The following is a 20,150-nucleotide window of genomic DNA, read 5'->3' as shown; positions in this document are numbered from 1 at the left end:
AAAATCAGTGCTTGGCCGCAGCGGTGATGCGCTCGGCCAGCGCGCGCATGTTCGTCTTGCCGTTGTCGAGCCGGGGCATGGCGTCCAGCTGCTCGATCTTGCGCGGCACCATGAAGCCCGGCAGGTCGGCGCGCAGGGCGACGGCGATGTCGCGCTTGGTCACGCCCTCGCCGGTGTAAAACAGCCAGATCTGCTCGTGCGCCTGGTCATAGAGCGCGCAGGCGTCCTCCACGCCGGCCACCTTCGCCGCGGCGAGGTCGATCTCCCCGAGCTCCACGCGGTGGCCGAGGTGCTTGACCTGCCGGTCCTTGCGGCCGTGGAACATGAGGTTGCCGTCGGGCGCGAAGTGCCCGAGGTCGCCGGTCTTATAGATGCGCTCATCGTATGCGTGGTTGAGCGGGTTTTGCAGGAAGCTCTCGGCCGTTTTCTCGCGGCTGTTGTAGTAGCCCAGTGCGAGGATGGGGCCCTTGACGCAGATCTCGCCGATCTCGCCGTCGGGCACGGCCTCGTTGCGCTCCGAGAGCAGAAACACCTCATAGTGCGGGTACGGCCTGCCGATCGGCAGCACGTCGGTGTCCTCGACCAAACCGGGCACGACGTAATACGTGCACGAGGCGGTCGCCTCCGTCGGGCCGTACTGGTTGACGAACCGGGCCTCCGGCAGCGCGAGCTGCCACTGGCGCAGGCAGCTGCACGGCATCACCGAGCCGGAGAAGCACACCTTGCGCAGGTGCTGCGGCGCGCTGCACTCGAACGCGCCGAGCGCGGCCGGCACGGTCAGCGCCGAGACGCTCCAGCCCACGGCCGTGACGCCCTTGTCGTTCATGTATTCGAACAGACGCTCCGGCGACATGAAAAGTTCCTTCGGGATGATGGCCGTCGTCGCGCCGAAGCGCAGCGGCAGATAAATGTCGCGCACGGCGGCGATGTAGTCCAGCGGCGACTGGTTGCCCAGCACGTCGGCACGCGCGATGCCCATCACGCCGGCGTAGTCCTCGATGTAGCACATGAGCGAGTGCTGCGCCGTGATGACGCCCTTGGGCGTGCCGGTCGAGCCGGAGGTGAAGATGATGTACAGCGGGTCGAGCTCTCGGGCGCGTGCGCGGCAGTCCGCGAGCAGCGCCGCGTCCTCGCTGCCCGCGAGCAGCTCCTCCGCGATCAGGATCGTGCCGGAAAAGTCCAGCGTCTTCGCCTTGTCGTAAAACGCGCGCTGCACGATCATCAGATCGGTGTCCAGCGTGTTTAAAATAGAGTTGAGCCGGTGCACGGGCATCGTCCCGTCCATCGGGGCGTAGCAGCAGCCGGCATACACCGCGCCGAGAAACACGGCCGGCGTGTGCGCGTTGCGCCCGCTCATGACGGCGATGGGCCGCTTTTGCCCGGCGCGGAACTTCGCCGCCGCCGTGCCGATGATGCGCGCCTCGCGCCGCACGTCGGCAAAGGTCACCGCACTGTCCTCATCGAGAAAAGCGGGTTTGTCCGGACAGGCTGCGGCGGTGACTTCCAGCCAGTCGAGCACGTTGGTTTCCATGCTTGCCAGCTCCTTTCCGATAAATGTCCATAATCGCCTTATCCTATCATGTTTTTCGCGCAAAAACAAGACGGAACGTGTCATATTTAAGAAAAAGGTAAGAATGTGGCGCGCCGTTTTTCCGTGCGCTGACACCCGGCTCTGCCCGGGCGGTTTGCCCTTGACGCATCCGTGCCGGAAAAGTACAATGGAAACCATCATCAATCGGCGCTTCGCAGCACGACGCAATGGGCGCGCCCGCGGCATATTCGCAGCTGGATTTGTCTGCTATTGCCAAAAACGCGCCTGGAAAATTGTGAACATTTTTCCTTTCGCATTTATGGCGCATATGGTATACTTTAGGAAACCGCACAAAAAATTCCGTATGTGGTTCCGACGTATTTTGCGTCTGTCGTGTGCTATGATCGTTCCTGTTTCCGGTTTCCGGACACGGGCCGGTGTCTCCGCGGAAAGGAGGGGGAGTGCAGCGGGGCGGAAAGGAAGGTCACAGATGTCAAAGAGAGTTCAAAAGGTGTGGAACGCTGTCACCACCGTGCTGGTGATCCTGGTTGTCATTCTGGCGCTGCTTCTGGTGGGCGTGCGGCTGGTGGGTCTGCGGCCGATGTGCGTCCTGTCCGGCAGCATGGAGCCGACGTATCACACCGGCTCGCTGATCTATGTCAAGCCCTGTGCGCCCGAGGACGTGCAGGTCGGCGACGCGATCACCTTTGTGCTCAATGAGGACTTGGATGTCGTCACACACCGCGTGATCTCCATCGATGCGGAAAACGAGCATTTCTACACGCAGGGAGACGCGAACGACGCACCCGACGGCGCACCTGTCTATTTCAAGAACCTCATCGGCCGCCCGGTGTTCACCATCCCGTATCTGGGCTATGTTTCGCACTGGGTGTCGAACCCACCCGGCATGTATCTGGCCATCGCGCTCGCGCTCGTGCTCATCATCCTGACGTTCCTGCCGGACATGCTCCGCAAAGCGTCGGAGGCGGACGCGCGCGACGCTGCCCGCCGTGCACAGGCGGACAAGCCCGGCGATGCCTCGGATGCCAAAAATCCCGGCGAAAATATGGAAAAATAAAGCTTCCGTGCAATATTTTCGCCAGTTTGTGCATTAACTTAGTGATTGCTGGCAGCACCCGGCACAGTGCTGTTGGACATAGGAAGCTTTGAACAAAATTTAGGGGAGGAAAACGTTACATGAAGAAGAAAACTCTGACCGTCGCCATCGCGCTCGTGCTCGTCGTGGCGCTGGCGGTTGGCGCGACGTATGCGTATCTGACGGCGAAGACCGAGACGGTTACCAATACCTTTACGGTTGGCAAGACAATTGATGATCCGGAAACCAACTTCATCCTGAAGGAACACAAAGTTGCCTATGATGCCAATACGGCTACTTATAAGTATGTCGACGCCGAAGGCAATGTCACTACTGACAGTTCCAAGTATGTTGAAGTCGCTGGCAATGAGTACAATGAAGTCACACCGGGCATGACCGTTGCGAAAGATCCGTTCGTTCAGATTAAGAAGGCTGTTGAGACTCCGTCTTATCTGTTCGTGGAAGTCTACGGCAATGCTGCTGGCCTGAATTACAAGCTGAACGGCGACTGGGAGGAAGTTACTGGCCTTCAGAAGCAGCTTCCGAATGGCGGTACGCTTTATGTTTATAAGACTCCGATGACTTCTGGCAATTCCATTGGTACCTATCCGATTCTGGATGGAAACCAGCTTGCCGTTGATTTGACCACTCCGCTTGCTCAGAATTCCAGCCTGCAATTCAATGCTTATCTGTGCCAGACTACCGGCTTCAGCAGCGCAGCTGCTGCGTTTGATGCCTGCTTTGGCAAGTGATCACCCCTTGCTTTTCCCATGTAATATACGCACAGAAGGCTGTGTGGGAAAATAGAAAAGGAGAAGACTACATATGAAGAAGAAAACCATTCTTGTGGCTGCCATCGCAGTCATGCTCGTCGCGGCGCTTGTCGTCGGCGGCACCCTCGCGTACTTCACCGATAAAGACAATGCGACCAACACCTTCACCGTCGGCAATGTGAAGATCGACCTGCTCGAGTCTAGCCTGCATCGCGAGAATGCCGGTTACGTCGGCACTCCGGGTGAGGAGCTCAATCCCAAAAATGCTGAGCTGTGGTCCGAAGTTCTTAAGCTGGGTTCCGGCAATACCAACAAGTATAAAGCTGGCGATACCTTCTATACGGATGCGCAGATCGAAGCTAACGCTGCCACGTATACGTGTGACGGTGTCGAGCTTGCTCCGGGACAGTCTTACCACAAGATGCCCTATGTCAAGAACACTGGTGCCAACGATGCTTATATCCGCATCCGCGTGATGTTCCCCGCAGAGCTGGATACGGCTGTTCTTAACAGCAGTATGTATACGACAAGTGCAATTAGCCGTGGCGAGTTCACGATGGTGAAAACAGAAAACGTTGAGAAAGACGGAAAGCTGTACAATGTTTATACCTTCACTCGCACTGAGGCTCTGAAGCCCAACGAAATGACCTATTGGAACGTTTGGGGCACTGTTCATATGGATTCCGATGTTACCAATGAAGAGATTGCGAACTTGCTTCCGAACGGCGCGTTCAACGTCCTCGTTGAGGCTGACGCCATTCAGGCGGACGGCTTTGCGAATGCAACCGCTGCCTTCGCTGCATTTGACAAGTAATTCCTCAACATTTTGACCCCAAAGGGGCGGCGAAATCGCCGCCCCCATCGGGGACTCTGGCTCGGCTTCAATCCGGGCGCGGGCGGCGGCGCTGCCGCCGTCCGCGCGCAGATTGAAATAATGATCCCACAAAAATTTCCTGCGTGCGCCCTCGGGCGCAGAGAGAGTGAGAACTCGGTACTCAGAAACATCCTATCAGGGAGAAAGGTGGTTTGTGCATGAAGAAGAAATGGACCATCGCAACGGTGCTCCTCCTGGCAGTGGCACTGCTGGCGGTCGGTACGTGGGCGTACTTTTCGGCCGTCGGCACGGCGGATAACGTCATCACGATGGGCTCCGTCAAGCTTGCACTGCACGACGAGGACGGCGCTGGCCAACCGTTTACGACGGTGAGCGCCATGCCCGGCAGCGTCGTGAACAAAGTGGTGTATGTGGAGAATGTCGGCTCCGGCGCTTTCTACACCCGCGTGAAGATCACGCCCGAGATGGTCGGCGCCGATGGCGAGATCATCCCGCTCGATGCGAGCGAGCGGCTGCTCACGCTGGATCTGAACGACACGGACTGGATCGCCGGCGAGGGCGGATACTATTACTATCGTGGTTCGGTCGACCCGAAGACCGCCACGTCGAAGCTCTTCAACCACGTCACGTTCAGTAAGGACATGGGCAACGAATATCAGAATGCCACGGTGCACATCTACGTCACGGCCGAGGCCGTGCAGACGGCGAACCTCGAAAAGTACGCTGCCAATGATGTCAGAGATGTGTGGAAGCACGTCGGTACGGTCGAAGCGAGCACCTCGAGCACGCAGATCGACCAGATCCCGACGCCCTGAGAAAGGAGGACGACTATATGAAAAAACGCATTCTCTCGCTCGTCCTCTGCGCAGTCATGCTCCTGAGCATGTGCCTGTTCATGGGCGCGGGCGTGACGCAGGATGCGGCAGAAGCCGCGGGCGAAGTGCCGCAGACGGCGGTGTTCACGGAGGCGGGGCCGTTCCGGCCGGCCGTTTCCGTGCGGCCGCAGCCGCTGCGCGCCGCAGCCGACCGCGCGGCCGGCGGCGACGGTCTGGAGCTGAGCAAGGAAGTTACGGCAAACGGCAGCGGCTATACCGTGCATCTCGAAGCGTACACGACCGGCACGGTCACAACGACGACCTCGATCGCACCGTGTGACATCGTGCTCGTGCTCGACCAGTCCGGCTCGATGGCGTATAATTTTGACGGGAATGAGACCAGCACGGATTCGGCCCGCCGCCAGTATGCCATGAAGCAGGCCGTGAACACGTTCATTGAAGCGGTGGCGGATAAGTATAACGCGGAAAAGTCCGATCACCGGATCGCGGTCGTGACTTTCGGCACGAACGCTTCCACGCTGATGGACTGGACGCTCGTGACCCCGGCCGAAACGGACACGGCGGAAAGCCCGTCCGGCGAGACCGCGCTCAAGGCCAAGATCAACGGCCTCCCGTCGGAGCCGGAGGGCGCGACGAATGTCGCCGACGGCATGCGGAGTGCGCAGGCGCTCATGCAGGGCGACAGCGGCTACACCGGTACCAACACGAAACGCCAGAAGGTCGTGATCCTGTTCACGGACGGTGTGCCGACGAAGCAGAGCGATTTTGACACGACGGTCGCCAACGGCGCCATCCAGTCGGCCAAGGCGCTCAAGGACGCCGGCGCGACGGTCTATTCCGTCGGCATTTTCAACGGCGCGAATCCGGAGCAGCTCTACGGCGACAGCGGCTTCAAGTACAACAGCAACGGCCAGGTCGGAAGCTACTGGGCCAGCTTTAGCTGGTGGGGGATCGGAGACGTCAAGAACTATGACATCCCGGCCGGAAACCGCTTTTTGAACTACATCTCTGGCAACTTCCCGGATGCGACGGAGATCGGCATCCAGCGGTACGATTCCAGCTTCATCGGCATCGGCAATTATGGCTGGCAGATCACCAGAAATTTTGCCCGCGAGCAGTCCAACTACTACCTGACGGCGAACGATTCCGCCTCGCTGAGCAAGATCTTTACCACGATCAGCGAGAACATCGGCAGCGCCAATATTGACCTTGGCAGCGAGACGGTCATCAAAGACATCGTGACGCCGTACTTTACGGTGCCGCAAAATGCCGGCGCTATTCGTCTCTCCACTGCAGCCTATAACGGCAGCGCATTTGGGGCTCCGGTCGCAGCCGATCCTTCGGTGACGGCAGCGATCGATCCGGCAACGCGGGCGGTCAATGTGACCGGCTTCGATTTCAACCAGAACTATGTCTCCACAAACGCTAAGGCGGATGGCACGTTCGGAAAGAAACTGATCATCGAGTTTGACGTTTCCGTGCGCGACGGCTTCCTCGGCGGCAATCAGGTGCCAACGAATGATGGGCAGTCCGGTATCTATGCGAAGGGAACCATGATCAAGGCGTTCGATGTGCCGACGCAGGACGTGGAAGTAAAAAGCATCACGCCGACGGCGGATGACAAGGCGATCTACCTTGGCGATTCTGCCAATTTGCAGGAGCTTGTGCACCAGAATGCCACATTTGACGGCACAAATAACGCTTTTGTGGATGTGACCTATACGGTCAAGGATGAGAACGGAACGGTTGTCGGCACGTACACAGTTCCCGCCGGAAGCAGCAGCGGAACATGGGTGTGGAGCGATCCGGCAAGCAACGGCACCGTCGCTCCGGAGCAGACCACGACCTACAAGGTGACGTGCACGGTTTCGCCTACGCAAACGGGAACGTATGAGAGCGTTTCTAAAGATGCTACGTTCACCATCACGGTCAACACCTGCAGCCTGAAGATCTCCAAGACCGTTACGGGCGGCGGCGACCCGAACCAGACCTTCGTGTTCAACGTCATGAAGGGCAACGATCTCGTGACCACCGTGGTGCTCAAGGGCGGCGCGAGCACGACCATCACCGGTCTGGCTGTCGGCGACTACACCGTGGTCGAGGACACCGCTTGGTCGTGGAGCTACACGGCTGACAAGGATGGAAAGGCAGACGTCACGCTCAGCAGCACAACGCCCAACGGCGAGGCCGGGATCACCAACACCTATGTAAAGCACGACTGGCTCACGAGCATTGTCGACGTCATCAACAAGTGGACGGCCAAGGATAATATCGATAATACCGGACATGTTCCGGGCTCGGGCACGAACTGAATAGGAGGGATGACATATGAAACGTATCTTTAACGGTTCAGGCGGGAGAAAAGCCGCGCTCATCCTCTCCCTGTGCCTGATCTTCGCGCTGGCCGTCGGCACGACGCTCGCTTATCTCAAAGCGAACACGTCTCCGGTGACGAACACATTTAAGGCTGCCACATCCGAAATTAAGATCGAAGAGAAGACAGACGACGGTATCAAGTCGGAGATTTACGTCAAGAACGAAGGAACCGCCACGTCCTACGTCCGCGTCAAGCTGGTGTGCAACTGGGTAGACAAAGACGGAAACGTCTCTGCGACTCCGGTACCGGCACCGACGATCACAAATAGTGATTGGTTCGAGAAAGACGGCATTTACTACTACACGAAGCCGGTCGGACCGAAAGATTCGACTGCAAACCTGCTGAAAGATCCCATCACGCAGCCGAATGCGCCCGAGGGCTGCCACCTCGAGGTGACGGTGCTGGCCGAGAGCATTCAGGCCGCGCCGAGCAAGGCCGTGACAGATAGCTGGGGCGTGCGCGTTGACAACAACGGCTATCTGACGCAGCCGACCACGACACCTTAAGGAGGGCAACGGTATGAAACACAAAAAACTTACCATGATCGTCGCCCTCGTGCTGGTGGTCGCGCTGGCTGCCGGACTGGGCATTTGGGCGACGGGCGAGACGAACGTTCCCACCGTCACGTACTATGACGGCTCGGACGGCAACGGCGCGCGCTTCACCTTCACCCACACCGGCGACGGTTCGGACACGAACCTGTTCCCGAACTTCTCCAACTGCATGCCCGGCGACAGCCTCACGCAGACCATCCGCGTGCAGGCTGACGGCAAAAACGGTGTGCAGGGCGCAAAGATCTATCTGCGCGCCGAGATCGACGGCGACGCCTCCGCCAAGGAAGGCTCCGCCATCTCGTACAACGATGTGCTCGATCACATCGGCATGACCGTGTCGAAAGACGGCGTCGTGATCGCGTCCAACAAGACCGCGAAGCTCTTCAGCCAGCTCGATGCGGCCGATGGCCTCAAGAGCAACGTCTTCATTGCCGAGGTCGGCCCGAAGACCGATCCGGTCGATCTGGACGTGACCATTGATGTTGACCCCGCGATGGGCAATGCGTTCCAGGAAGCGGCTGCGCACATCACGTTCGTGTTCTCAGTCGAGGACAACGAGCTGCCGCCCCCGCCGCTGGAGCTCGACAAGCACGATGCGTATATCTGCGGTTATCCGGACGGCACGGTGAAGCCGGAGCGCCAGATCACACGCGCGGAGGTCGCAACGATCTTCTACCGTCTGCTTCAGGACGAGGCCCGCGAAAATGTGTGGTCTCGCACGAACAGCTACTCCGATGTGGCAAGCGGTGCCTGGTATAACAGCGCGGTTTCGACGCTGACCAACGCCGGTATTCTCACCGGCTATGAGGACGGCACGTTCCGCCCGGACGCGCCGATCACGCGCGCGGAGTTTGCGACGATCGCGGCGCGATTCTACCACGCACCGGAAGTTACCGGTGATGCATTCTCGGATATCTCCGGCAGCTGGGCGCGCGAGTATATCAACCGCGCGGCGGCGCGTGGCTTGATCGATGGCTATGAGGACGGCACATTCCGCCCGAACCAGAACATCAAGCGCGACGAGGCCATGAAGATCATCAACAAGGTTCTCTTCCGTACACCGGATAAGGAGCATTTCCTGCCCGATATGATCAAATGGCCGGACAACAGCAACACCGACGCTTGGTATTACACGGATGTGCAGGAAGCGACCAACAACCACGATTACGAGCGCGTGAACAACACCTCGCCCGAGACGTGGACGAAGATCACGCCGGCCAGAGATTGGAAGGCGCTCGAGGCCGAGCTGGCGCAGAAATATCCCAACCGGTAAGCGCGCGGCGCTGACGGTAAACGAAACAACCATAGCGAACACCCCCTGTGCACGGCACAGGGGGTGTTTTTGCGTATGGGAAAAAACGTGCGCCCCGGCGGCTGCCGGGGCGCTGACGTAGGGATACATGCAATGCGTGGATGCGTTATCAGCCCAGATACTGCTTGTCGTAGTTGTTCTGGATGCAGGAGATGACCTTCGTGATGACGGTGTTGAACGGGGTGGGCACGCCCAGCCGCTCGCCGTAGCGCGCGATGGCGCCGTTGAGCACGGAGATCTCCGTCTGGCGCTGGTGCAGCACGGCGTCCTGCGCCATGGACGGATAGTAGTTGCCGAGGTTGGCGATGATGTTCGGCTCTTCCTTTTCCATGAGCGGCCAGAGATCGCCGATGCCGAGCGCCTGCGCGACGGCGCAGCCCTCTTTCCACACATGGATGACGATGTCGTGGCCGTAGGGGTCGGCGAAGGTCTCCTTCACCTTCAGACGCATGACGGCGCTCACGCCGTTATAGCCGCTGTTGGCGATGACTTTCTTCCAGATGTACGGGCGCACATCCTCGTCAAAGCTCGCGTTGCAGCCGCCCGCCTGGAAGCACGCCTCGAGCGCCTTGCCGGCGGCGTCGGCCTTCGGGTTGTTGTGCACGGCGCCGAAGTGCATCTGGATGCCCTTTTCCGGCTTGCTCACGCACACGCCGGGGCCGGCCAGCTCCGTGCCGATCAGGCCGCTGCCGTAGAGGATGCGGTCGGTCTCCACGAACTGGGCGAGCACCTCGTCGTTGCCGAGGCCGTTTTGCAGCGAGACGACGACCGTCTCCGGCCCGATGCAGGGCATGGTGTCGGCCATGACGTCCGCGGTCTGCGTGGCCTTGACCATGAGGATGACCATATCCATGGTGCCGATGTCGTGCGCGGTGGCGCTCGTGTGGAAGCCGGTGAGCACTTCCTCGCCCTCCGGCGTGCGGAAGACCAGACCGTCGGCCACGATCTTGTCCATGTGTGCCTTGTACTTATCGACGAGCCAGAGCTCGGCGCCGCCCTTGCGCAGGTAGGCGGCGAACACGCTGCCGGCAGCGCCGGAGCCGATCATTGCGATTTTCATGCGTTTGCCTCCTTAGCAAACTGCCGGCCGGTTGTTGGCCGGCCGGCAGAGAAAACTCGGGGTTTGAAATTACTTCAGGTACTGCTTGTCGTAGTTGCCCTGGATGCAGCGCACGACCTGGGACAGGACCTTGCACACCGGGGTGTCGATGCCCAGCTGCTCGCCGTACTCCGCGATCTTGCCGTTGAGCACGTCGATCTCGGTCTGGCGGTGGTTGAAGAGCATATCCTGGCACATGGACGGATAGTAGTCCGCGATGTTGGTGACGATGTCCTTGTGATCGTGGGCGATGAACTCATCGGCGTCCATCGGCACGCCCTTGGCGGTCGCGACCGCGCAGGTCTCACGGATGACGCTGTGGAACAGCCACTGGCCGAACGGATCCGCCTCGACCTCGCCGATCTTCAGACGCAGGACGGCGCACACGGTGTTGACGGTGGCGTTCACGCAGACCTTTTTCCAGATGAACTTGTAGATGTTATTGTCGGTGCCCGGCTCGCCGTCGCGCCAGTAAGCGTCGCAGCCGCCGGCACGGTAGCACTTGAGCATCTCGGCGCAGGCCGCGTCGGTGAGCTCCGAGCGGACCGCACCGCCGAAGTTCATCTGCACGCCGCCGGCCGGGGTGGACACGCAGTGTGCGGGTTCGGGCAGAGCCGTGCCCAGCACGCCGGAGCCGATGATGCAGCGCTCTTTCGGGAAGACCTTGAAGAGGTTGTCATCGTTGCCGAGGCCGTTGATGAGGGAGACGGCGACGGTCGTGTCGCCGACGACAGGCATGGAGTCCTGGATGGCCTGCTCGAGCTGGGTCGCCTTGGTCATGTAGATGATGACGTCGACCTTGCCCTCCGCCGCGGCCGCGTCAGCAGCGGTGGTGTAGGTGCGGAAGCCCTTGAGCTGGTAGTCGTAATCCTTGTAGCCGCCATCTTCCTCCTGATGGATGGTGAAGTGCATGCCTTCCTCGGCGACTTTCTTCATGTGCGCCTCGTAGCGGTCGATGAGGATGATGTCCGCACCGCCCTTACGCAGGTAAGAAGCGAAGACGCTGCCGGCTGCGCCGGAACCATACATTGCAAATTTCATAACTTTTTCTCTCCTTTTCTGATTCTGTTTGCGATATCTTCGGCCGCTGCAGGCGGATGCCTGACGGCGGATTACCGAACGGTGTTGGTGAGGGTGCCGATGCCCTCGATGCTGCACGCGACCACGTCGCCCGGGTGCAGCCACTTCGGCGGGTCAAAGCCCATGCCCACGCCGGCCGGCGTGCCCATGGAGATGATCGTGCCGGGGCGGAGCGTCATGCCCTGGCTGAGCTCGGCGATTACGTACGGCACGTGGAAGATCATGAGATCGGTCGTGCTGTCCTGCCGGAGCTCGCCGTTGATGCGGCTCTGGATTTTCTGCGGCCTGCGCACGTCGAACTCGTCCGGCGTGACGATCCACGGGCCCATCGGCGTGAAGCCGTCGAGGCTCTTGCCGCGATACCACTGCTTATGCTGGTTCTGGATCGTGCGCGCGCTCACGTCATTCAAAATGGTGTAGCCGAACACGTAGTCGAGCGCGTCTGCCTCGCTGACGTTGTGCGCCGGGCGGCCGATGACGACGGCCAGCTCCGCCTCATAGTCGAGGTCGGCGACCAGATCGCTGTGGCTGAGAATGTCGCCGCCGGGGGCGACGGCCTCGTTCACGCGCTTGGAAAAGTAGATCGGGAACGTGTCCGGCGCCTTGACGCCCTTGCCGGCGACGGCCTCGCTCTCCTTGGCGTGGTCAAAATAATTGATGCCCAGGCAGATCACGTCCTGCTCCGGGCGGGGGATGGGCGCGAGCAGCCGCACGCGCTCGAGCGGCAGCGCGGCGCTGCGCAGCACGGCGGCAGTGTCCAGCGCCGGCCAGATGCCGATGAGCGTCTGTATGTCCGCACAGCCCGGCACGGGATGCACGGCAGTGCCGGCCGCGTTGAGCAGGCCGACGGCGCTGCGGCCGTCCTTTTCAAATGTCACGAGCTTCATAACGTGCGCGCTCCCCTCAAAATCGACATTGGGCAATGGATGTGTACGCAAAATGATGGTTAAAAATTCATCAATCGCGTTTGCCGAGCCTGCTGGCCTGTGTCAAAAATATGCCAATCTCGCTTGTCAGAAATTCGACAAAAGATTTGCACTCCCAGCGTTGTTATGATAGCACGAAAGTGTAGACGCCGCAACTGTTTTCTTGCTGTCAAAGTGCTAAAATCGCATAAAATATTACAAAAGCGCCAGAATCAGAGTGCATAAAAATACATGCAAGATTTTGTGCAACTCGACAATTTTCAGAAAACGGCTGAAAAAAATTGGGGATTGGAAGAGGCTGTTATTGACTTTTGCGTGTGAGAGAATTATAAATTTACTATCCCAAGTTGTTAACGACTTGTTCATAAATTAACACATGGGTGTGGATTTCGAGCCCTGTCTCGGTTGGTAGGAGAGCACGAGGCAGGATTGAAATAAAAAAGAGAGAAAAGCAAAAAAAGAGAAAAAAAGAGAGAGGTAAAAAATGGATAACAAAAAGCTCAAGAGCAGCTGGGCAGCCGCCTTCACCGTGGCGTCTGTCTGGTTCGGCACCCACGTGGGCGCCGGCTTTGCGACCGGCAACCAGGTCGTGAACTACTTTGTCCAGTATGGCTGGACCGCGGCGATCTTCCCGCTGCTGGCCATGGGCATCCTGGCCGTCGTCATGTACATCATGATGAAGTTTGCCAAGCTCAGCGGTTTCGACAACTACAAGGACACCTATCGCGCCCTGTATCCGAAGCCGTGGATGGAGGTCTTCTTCGAGATCTTTTACATCATCATCATCCTCGCGGCGGTCGCGTCCTGCGTTGACGGCGCCGGCGGCATCGTCAAGAGCCTGATCAACCTGCCCGATATCATCTGCAACCTCGTCATCATCGCCCTGCTGATCCTTCTGTCGATCTTCGGCGTTGACCTGATCATCAAGGCTTCTACCGTTCTTTCCACCGCGATCCTGATCGTCACCGCGATCCTGGTCATCATGGGCTTCGTCGTTCCGATCGACGCAGTCGCTCAGGAGCTGGCCACTGAGAACGCGGCTTACGCTTCCATCCCGGCCATCGCGGACGTCACCTCCCAGAAGGGCCTCGAGGGCGTCTGGCGCGGCGTGTTCGTGTACGCTGCTTTCCAGTGCGTGTCCGTCCCGGCCATGATCGCTGCTTCCACCGAGCTGACCCACAAGGGCGTCAAGCGCGCCAGCATCCTTGGCTGGCTCATGAACGGCGGCGCGCTCGCCGCTTCCGGCGCCATGCTGCTGCGCTGGTACCCGGTCCTCTGCGCCATCAAGAGCGTTGGTGTTGACTCCGTCGCCAGCATCGCCGCCCGCCACATTGCCGACGTTATGAAGCTCCCCAACCAGAGCGTCGTCACCCTCATGGGCAGCGGCTACACCTGGCTGTTCGTCGTGTACACCATCCTGCTGTTCTGCGCGTTCGTGTCCACGTCCGTCACGCTCGTCTACTCCATGATCCAGCGCTTCGAGGGCCACTGCTTCCCGAAGGCCATCAAGAGCAAGGCTGTCCGCAGCGTCATCGTCGGCCTGATCGTCATCGGCCTGTGCTACGCAGTTTCCCTGCTCGGCCTGTCGACCATCATCTCCAAGATCTATGGCTATGACGGCTACTACGCTCTGATCGTTGTTGTGCTCCCGGCGTTCATCTGGGGCATCCCGAAGATCAAGAAGCTGTCTGCCGACAAGAAGGCAGAGCTGTCGGAGTGATCTGATCGCGGCGCAACTCTCCAGCGTCCCAACAAAAAATACTGACCGCTGCGTTTGCAGCGTAGAGAGGCAACCCCGCAGGCATCGGCCTGCGGGGTTGTCGCTGTCTGCGGTATGATAGATGCGGCGGGAGACGCGACAGAGCAGCAGGGGAGCCCGAGGGGGCAAGGCTCGCCTCGGGTGCAATGGACCGCGGATACGCGGAGGCAACCCCGCAGGCAATCGCCTGCGGGGTTGTCGCTGTCTGCGGTATGTTAGATGCGGCGGGAGACGCAACAGAGCAGCAGGGGAGTCCGAGGGGGCAAGGCTCGCCTCGGGTGCAATCAACCGCGGAAACGCGGAGGCAACCCCGCAGGCTTCGGCCTGCGGGGTTGTCGCTGTCTGCGGTATGTTAGATGCGGCGGGCTCCCCTGCTGCGCAGATGAAATGCTACATCATTCGTTCGGCAAGGAGCGGGTATCGAAAAAACCGCCCCGCAAGTTACAGAACTTGCGGGGCGGTTCTATGCAATGTGCGTTTCCGGCTGCGGGCGGCGCTCACTTCCAGCGCCACGTGAACGGCACGAACAGCAGCAGCAGCGGGAAGATCTCCAGACGGCCGAGCAGCATGCAGATCATGAGCACGATCTTGCTCAGCGGCGAGAAGATGGCAAAGCTTCCGGTCGGTCCGACAAGGGAGAGCCCCGGCCCGACGTTGGACAGGCACGAGAGTGCGGCGGTGAAATTCGTCGTGAAGTCCAGCCCGTCGAGCGACACGATCAGCCCTGCGATGAGCATGATGATGATGTAGAACGTGAAATACGTCAGGGCGTTGTAGACGGTCTGCCCGTCGACCGGCTTGCCGTCGAGGCGGACGTTTTCCACGCAGCGCGGGCGCAGCATCTTCTTGACCTCGATCGTGCAGGATTTGAACAGCAGCATCACGCGCGAGACTTTCAGACCGCCGGCGGTGCTGCCGGCGCAGCCGCCGACAAACATCAGCAGCACGAGCAGGAACTTGGAGTATTCCGGCCAGAGATTGAAGTCCGCGGTGGCAAAGCCTGTCGTAGAGATGATCGATGTGACCTGGAAGAACGAATAGCGCAGAGCATGGCCGACGCCGCCGTAGAGATTGCGGATGTCAACTGCGATCGTGAGGACGGCGAAGGCGATGATGCCGAGGAACCAGCGCAGCTCCTCGTTGCGCAGCGCGGTGCGGATGTTGCCGAGCAGAATGAGGTAATACAGGCTGAAGTTGGCGCCGAAGAGGATCATGAACACGCCCACGACGATGTCGATATAGGCGCTGTTGTAGTAGCCGATGCTCAGCGCGCGCGTGGACAGGCCGCCGGTGCCGGCGGTGGCGAACGAATGCAGCAGTGCATCGTAAAAACTCATGCCGCCGGCGATGAGCAGAACCGTCTCCACGAGCGTGAGCGCGATGTACAGCAGGTAGAGGATGGAGGCAGTCTTGCGGATGCGCGGCACGAGCTTGCCGACCGTCGGGCCGGGCACCTCGGCGCGCATGATGTGCATCGACCGGTTGCCGCTCATGGGCAGCACGGCCAGCACGAACACGAGGATGCCCATGCCGCCGATCCAGTGCGTAAACAGCCGCCAGAACATGCCGCCGCGCGTCATGCTCTCCGGCGATGTGACGACGCTGGCGCCGGTCGTGGTCAGACCCGAGATCGTCTCAAACAGGGCGTCGATGTAGTTCGGGATGTCGCCCGTGAGCACAAACGGGATCGCGCCGAGCAGCGACATGGCGATCCACGACAGGCCGACGATGAGAAAACCGTCGCGCGCGGTGATGCCGCCGGACTTGGCGCGCACGCGCCACATGACCAGCCCGATGCCGCCGGTGATGCCGATCGTGATCAGAAACGGGACCGGAGATTCGTCATAGATCACAGCTGCGATCATCGGCAGGAGCATCAGCGCGGCCTCGATGCACAGCACGCGGCCGACGACCTGCCCGATCATTCGAAAATTCATGGTTTTGCCCTCTCTATGCTTTCGTTATCCGAATATGGTATTATACGCCGGTTTGTCCGGTTTGGGAAGCCCCCGGCGCCTAGAACATGCCCAGGGATTTGAACAGGAAGATCCAAAAAAACATGGTCAGGATACTCGCGGCCGATGTCGTGACCACAATGTCGCCGGCGAGCTCGGCGTCGCCGCCCATCTGCTGCGCCATGGTGAAGGAATTGACGGCGGTCGGCGAGGCGAAAATGCCGATGAGCGACACGAATGCCACGCCCCGGAACCCGAGCAGCGCGCCCAGCCCCAGAAACAGGCCCGGCGAGACGATCAGCTTGGCGATCGACACGGTCACAAGCTCGCGGCGGTAGGTCTTCAGGCCGGAGAACTGGAAGAACGCGCCGAGCAGAAACAGCTGCAGCGGCGATGCGATGGCGCTGACGCTTTGGATGGTCTGCTCGAGGATGTGCGGCAGGCGGATGCCGGCGACCAGCGTCAGGATGCCGAGCACGGAGCCGATGACGAGCGGATTTTTTGCGATCTGGCCGAGGATGTGCAGCGGCTTCGGCTTCTGTCCGCGGAACACCTCCAGCACGACGACGGCCAGCATATTGAACAGCGGCACAATGACCGCGATCAGGATCGAGACGGTGCCGAGCTGATCGGCGCCGAGCAGCGCCGTCGCCACGGGGATGCCCATGATGACGTAGTTGCTGCGGAACATGCCCTGGATCAGCACGCCGCGGCGCTCCGGCAGCTTTTCGGTCAGCAGCGTGTAGCCGAGCGCGAGGCCGAACGTCAGCAGCACGCCGCCCACGGCATAGGTCATCAGCAGCGGGTCAAACGAGCCGGACAGATCGGAGCAATATATATTATAATAAAGCAAACATGGCAGAAAAATACGGAAAGCGATCTTGTTGATGGTGGAGATCTCCTCACGGCGGAGCCAGCCGAGGCGGCGCGTGCCGTAGCCGAGCGCCATGACCAGGCACATGGGCAGCACGGCGTTTGCCGAGATCATCAGATTTTCCATATGTCGCCTCCGTTCGTCAGGAAATCACTAAAGTAACAGTTTACCCCATGCGGCGCAAAAACGCAAGTACCCCGGTTGCCGCGCTGCGCGGAACGTGGTATAATCGCAGCATCTGATTTTTTGCGCGGGAGGTGCGGCGATATGACAATTGAGCAGGCCATGGAGCTGATCCATGGCGTCGCGTGGCGCGGCTCCCGCCCGGGGCTCGCGCGCGTGCGCGAGCTGCTGCACCGCCTGGGCGACCCGCAGGACGGGCTGCAGTTCGTGCACATCGCGGGCACGAACGGCAAGGGCAGCACGGCGGCGATGCTCGCATCCATCCTGCGTGCGGCAGGCTACACGACGGGGCTATTCACATCGCCGTATCTCGAGCGCTTCGCCGAGCGCATGCAGGTCAACGGCGTGCCCGTGCCGGACGCGGAGTTTGCCGCCGTGTGCGAGGCGCTGCAGCCGTGCATCGCCGCCATGGACGACCCGCCGACGGAGTTTGAGCTCGTGACGGCGGCGGCCATGCTGTGGTTCCGGCGGCGGGGATGCGACGTCGTGGTGCTGGAGGTCGGCCTCGGCGGCCGGCTCGACGCGACGAACGTCATTGCCGCGCCGGCGTGCGCCGTCATCACGAACATCGGCCTCGACCACACGGAGATCCTCGGCGATACGCTCGAGCAGATCGCGCGCGAGAAGGCGGGCATCCTCAAGCCCGGCACGCGCGCCGTCAGCTATCCGCAGACGCCGGAGGTGCGCGCCGTCCTGCACGAGATCTGCGCGCAGCGGGGCATCCCGCTCACGGAGGCGGACGCAGCCGCCATCGTGCCGCTGACCGACGGCGTGGACGGGCAGACCTTCACCTACCGCGGCGCGGAATATACGCTGCCGCTGCTGGGGGCGCACCAGCTGCGCAACGCGGCCGTCGCGCTCGAGACGGTGACGGCGCTGCGCGCGCGCGGCTGGCGCATCCCGGACGCGGCCGTGCGCGCGGGTCTGGCGCAGGTGCGCTGGCCGGCGCGGTTTGAGCTGTTGCGGCGCGCGCCGTGGTTCGTGCTCGACGGCGGGCACAACCCGCAGTGCGCGCAGACGGTCGCGGACAATCTCGCACGCTATTTTCCCGGCCGGCGCATCACGCTGCTCGTGGGCGTGCTGGCGGACAAGGACTATCCCGCCATGCTCGCGGCGCTCGATGGGCAGGCGGCGGCGTACATCGCCGCGACGCCGCTCTCGCCCCGCGCGCTGCCGGCGGCGGAGCTGGGGGACTATCTGAAACGATTCGGGAAACCGGTTACGGTCTGCGCGGACCCCGCGCAGGCGGCAGAGCTGGCGCTGGCACACGCAGCGCCGGAGGACGTTATCTGCGCGGTCGGCTCGCTGTACATGGCGGGCGCGATCCGCATGGATCTGCGGAGGGATCACAATGAGAATTCTGGGCATTGATTACGGCGACGCGCGCATCGGGCTCGCGCTCTCGGATGCCTCGGCCACGCTGTGCGGCCGGGCGTGGACGCTCACGGAGTGGAATCTCGACCGGGCGGTCGCCGCGATCGCGGACGTGGTGCGCACCGAGGGCGTGGAGCGCATCGTGCTCGGCCTGCCGAAAAACATGGACGGCACCGAGGGTCCGCGTGCGGAAAAGAGCCGCGCGGTCGCGCAGCGGCTCACCGAGGCGACGGGGTTGGAGGTCGTGCTCTGGGATGAGCGGCGCAGCTCCATTGAGGCGCACGGCATCCTGCACGCCAACGGCCGCAAGGAGAAAAAGCACCGCCAGACGGTCGACGCCGTGGCGGCGAGCCTGATCCTGGAGGGCTACCTCGGCACGCTGCACTGAGGCGGGAGGCGAGACGATGCGCAAGAGAAATATCGCGGTGCTGCTGCTCACGGTGCTGCTGCTCACGGGCCTGACCGGCTGCGCGCGGCGGGGCGACACGTCGGGCGTTGAGATCGTCGTGGGTGCGTCGGAGCAGTTTTCCGACGAGGACATCCGCGGCGCGATGGACGCTGCCATGCGCGCGTTTCACCGCGGGCACAGCGGCTGCGCCATGGTGCGTCTGGCGTACAACGAGGCGTACCGGACGTGCTGGCTGGCTGGCGCGGGCGCGCAGGACGACGGCAACACGATCGTGCTGCTTGCGAGCGTGTATGCGCGCGACCCGGGGCGGCGCAGCGGCCTGACCGCCGGCGAGACTTATACCGACTGGCCCATCGTGCTCGAGCGGCGCGGCAGCGGCTGGCACGTGGTCAGCAGCGGCTATTGAAAATGTAGCAAGGGCGGACGCCATATGGCGTCCGCCCTTGCTTTTGTGTTCGCTTCACATTTCCTCGACGGTCAGAATGTCCGGCAGCGCAGCCAGATCGTTGCGCAGGTCGCCGGGCCGCAGCGGGGCGCGGCTGTGGATGGGGATGAGCGCGCAGTAGTGGTGCGGCGCGTCGGGCGCGTCGGTGTCCGCGATGCGGCTGATCTCGAGACTTTCGATCTGGACGCGGCGCTCGCGCAGCAGGGCGAGCACGGACTCCATGCACACGGCGTGCGCGTACTCGATGTAGAGCGTGAGGTCGGTGTTCTTGCTCGTGAGCTTGAACTCCAGCCGGATGAGCACCAGCTCGACCACGAGCACGACGAGCGTGGCAAAGGCCGCGCACTCGACATAGCCCGCGCCGCAGGCGAGGCCGATGATGGCCGCGGCCCAGAGCCCGGCGGCCGTGGTCAGGCCCTTGACGCGCTTATCGCGCGTGACGATGATCGTGCCAGCGCCGATGAAGCCGATGCCGGAGATGACCTGTGCGCCGAGGCGCGCAACGTCGGTGAACAAATGCAGGGAGAGCAGCAGGTACTGGCTCGTGAGCGTGGTGATGGCGGCGCCGAGGCAGATGAGGATGTGCGTGCGGAAGCCCGCGGGGCGGCGCTTCGTCTCGCGCTCGGCGCCGATCACGCCGCCGCAGACGACGGCCAGCGTCAGCCGGACGAGAATGGCCCAGAAGCTCAGGGTGCGGATGGGGTCAAAACAATGCAGCATGGCACAGCCTCC

At 61.3% G+C, this 20,150-nt stretch carries 18 protein-coding genes; 11 read left to right on the top strand and 7 right to left on the bottom strand.

Going from position 1 to position 20,150, the window contains the following annotated elements:
• Positions 1–4 precede the first annotated feature (4 nt).
• Positions 5–1,531 (bottom strand): amino acid adenylation domain-containing protein, encoded by a 1,527-nt coding sequence (locus OGM61_01890; protein UYI84842.1) that lies wholly within the window; start codon positions 1,529–1,531, stop codon positions 5–7.
• A gap of 490 nt (positions 1,532–2,021) precedes the next feature.
• Between OGM61_01890 and OGM61_01885 the strand changes: the two genes are divergently transcribed.
• From OGM61_01885 to OGM61_01855, 7 genes are all read left to right on the top strand, one after another.
• Positions 2,022–2,609, top strand: a complete 588-nt coding sequence (locus OGM61_01885) for a signal peptidase I (protein ID UYI84841.1) — start codon at positions 2,022–2,024, stop codon at positions 2,607–2,609.
• A gap of 119 nt (positions 2,610–2,728) precedes the next feature.
• A complete protein-coding gene (locus tag OGM61_01880; GenBank protein ID UYI84840.1) occupies positions 2,729–3,379 on the top strand; it encodes a SipW-dependent-type signal peptide-containing protein in 651 nt (216 codons plus the stop codon).
• A gap of 73 nt (positions 3,380–3,452) precedes the next feature.
• Entirely contained in the window at positions 3,453–4,214 is a 762-nt protein-coding gene (locus OGM61_01875) for a SipW-dependent-type signal peptide-containing protein (GenBank protein ID UYI84839.1), read from the top strand.
• Positions 4,215–4,432: 218 nt separating this feature from the next.
• Entirely contained in the window at positions 4,433–5,050 is a 618-nt protein-coding gene (locus OGM61_01870; protein UYI84838.1) for a SipW-dependent-type signal peptide-containing protein, read from the top strand.
• Positions 5,051–5,067: 17 nt separating this feature from the next.
• Positions 5,068–7,383 carry a VWA domain-containing protein gene (locus OGM61_01865; GenBank protein ID UYI84837.1) on the top strand — a complete coding sequence of 772 codons (2,316 nt, stop codon included), beginning with the start codon at positions 5,068–5,070 and terminating at the stop codon, positions 7,381–7,383.
• Between the two features lie 16 nt (positions 7,384–7,399).
• Positions 7,400–7,954, top strand: a complete 555-nt coding sequence (locus tag OGM61_01860; GenBank protein ID UYI84836.1) for a hypothetical protein — start codon at positions 7,400–7,402, stop codon at positions 7,952–7,954.
• A 13-nt stretch (positions 7,955–7,967) separates the two neighbouring features.
• A complete protein-coding gene (locus tag OGM61_01855; protein UYI84835.1) occupies positions 7,968–9,275 on the top strand; it encodes an S-layer homology domain-containing protein in 1,308 nt (435 codons plus the stop codon).
• A gap of 148 nt (positions 9,276–9,423) precedes the next feature.
• Here OGM61_01855 and OGM61_01850 read toward each other — a convergent pair whose 3' ends face one another.
• The 3 genes from OGM61_01850 to OGM61_01840 all read right to left on the bottom strand — a co-directional run bounded on the left by OGM61_01850 (position 9,424) and on the right by OGM61_01840 (position 12,380).
• The gene (locus tag OGM61_01850; protein ID UYI84834.1) at positions 9,424–10,374 is read right to left on the bottom strand and encodes a 2-dehydropantoate 2-reductase; all 951 of its coding nucleotides are present in this window, start codon (positions 10,372–10,374) and stop codon (positions 9,424–9,426) included.
• Between the two features lie 69 nt (positions 10,375–10,443).
• A complete protein-coding gene (locus tag OGM61_01845) occupies positions 10,444–11,454 on the bottom strand; it encodes a 2-dehydropantoate 2-reductase (protein ID UYI84833.1) in 1,011 nt (336 codons plus the stop codon).
• Between the two features lie 71 nt (positions 11,455–11,525).
• Complete coding sequence (locus tag OGM61_01840) at positions 11,526–12,380, bottom strand: fumarylacetoacetate hydrolase family protein (protein ID UYI84832.1); 855 nt, start codon at positions 12,378–12,380, stop codon at positions 11,526–11,528.
• 523 nt (positions 12,381–12,903) lie between these two features.
• Here OGM61_01840 and OGM61_01835 point away from each other — a divergent pair.
• Positions 12,904–14,139, top strand: coding sequence for a hypothetical protein (locus tag OGM61_01835; protein ID UYI84831.1), 1,236 nt, complete (start codon positions 12,904–12,906; stop codon positions 14,137–14,139).
• Between the two features lie 536 nt (positions 14,140–14,675).
• Here the strand turns inward: OGM61_01835 and OGM61_01830 are convergent.
• Together OGM61_01830 and OGM61_01825 are read right to left on the bottom strand one after the other, a co-directional pair.
• A complete protein-coding gene (locus tag OGM61_01830) occupies positions 14,676–16,115 on the bottom strand; it encodes a TrkH family potassium uptake protein (GenBank protein ID UYI84830.1) in 1,440 nt (479 codons plus the stop codon).
• Positions 16,116–16,194: 79 nt separating this feature from the next.
• On the bottom strand, positions 16,195–17,133 hold the full coding sequence (locus OGM61_01825; GenBank protein UYI84829.1) for an AEC family transporter: 939 nt from the start codon (positions 17,131–17,133) through the stop codon (positions 16,195–16,197).
• Between the two features lie 141 nt (positions 17,134–17,274).
• On the opposite strand from OGM61_01825, the gene OGM61_01820 reads away from it, so the two are divergent.
• From OGM61_01820 to OGM61_01810, 3 genes are read left to right on the top strand one after another with little or no spacing between them, the layout of a single operon-like run.
• Positions 17,275–18,561 carry a bifunctional folylpolyglutamate synthase/dihydrofolate synthase gene (locus OGM61_01820; GenBank protein ID UYI84828.1) on the top strand — a complete coding sequence of 429 codons (1,287 nt, stop codon included), beginning with the start codon at positions 17,275–17,277 and terminating at the stop codon, positions 18,559–18,561.
• Complete coding sequence (gene ruvX, locus OGM61_01815; protein ID UYI84827.1) at positions 18,542–18,952, top strand: Holliday junction resolvase RuvX; 411 nt, start codon at positions 18,542–18,544, stop codon at positions 18,950–18,952. The genes OGM61_01820 and ruvX overlap by 20 nt, the downstream gene beginning before the upstream one ends.
• A 16-nt stretch (positions 18,953–18,968) precedes the next feature.
• A complete protein-coding gene (locus OGM61_01810) occupies positions 18,969–19,379 on the top strand; it encodes a hypothetical protein (GenBank protein UYI84826.1) in 411 nt (136 codons plus the stop codon).
• 54 nt (positions 19,380–19,433) lie between these two features.
• Here OGM61_01810 and OGM61_01805 read toward each other — a convergent pair whose 3' ends face one another.
• On the bottom strand, positions 19,434–20,138 hold the full coding sequence (locus OGM61_01805) for an MgtC/SapB family protein (protein ID UYI84825.1): 705 nt from the start codon (positions 20,136–20,138) through the stop codon (positions 19,434–19,436).
• Positions 20,139–20,150: the final 12 nt, after the last annotated feature.

It is taken from the genome of Clostridiales bacterium, from assembly GCA_025757645.1.
Lineage (GTDB): Bacteria > Bacillota > Clostridia > Oscillospirales > Oscillospiraceae > CAG-103.
The sequence above is the reverse complement of the archived record's forward strand: the minus strand, read 5'-3'. Positions and strand labels throughout refer to the sequence as shown.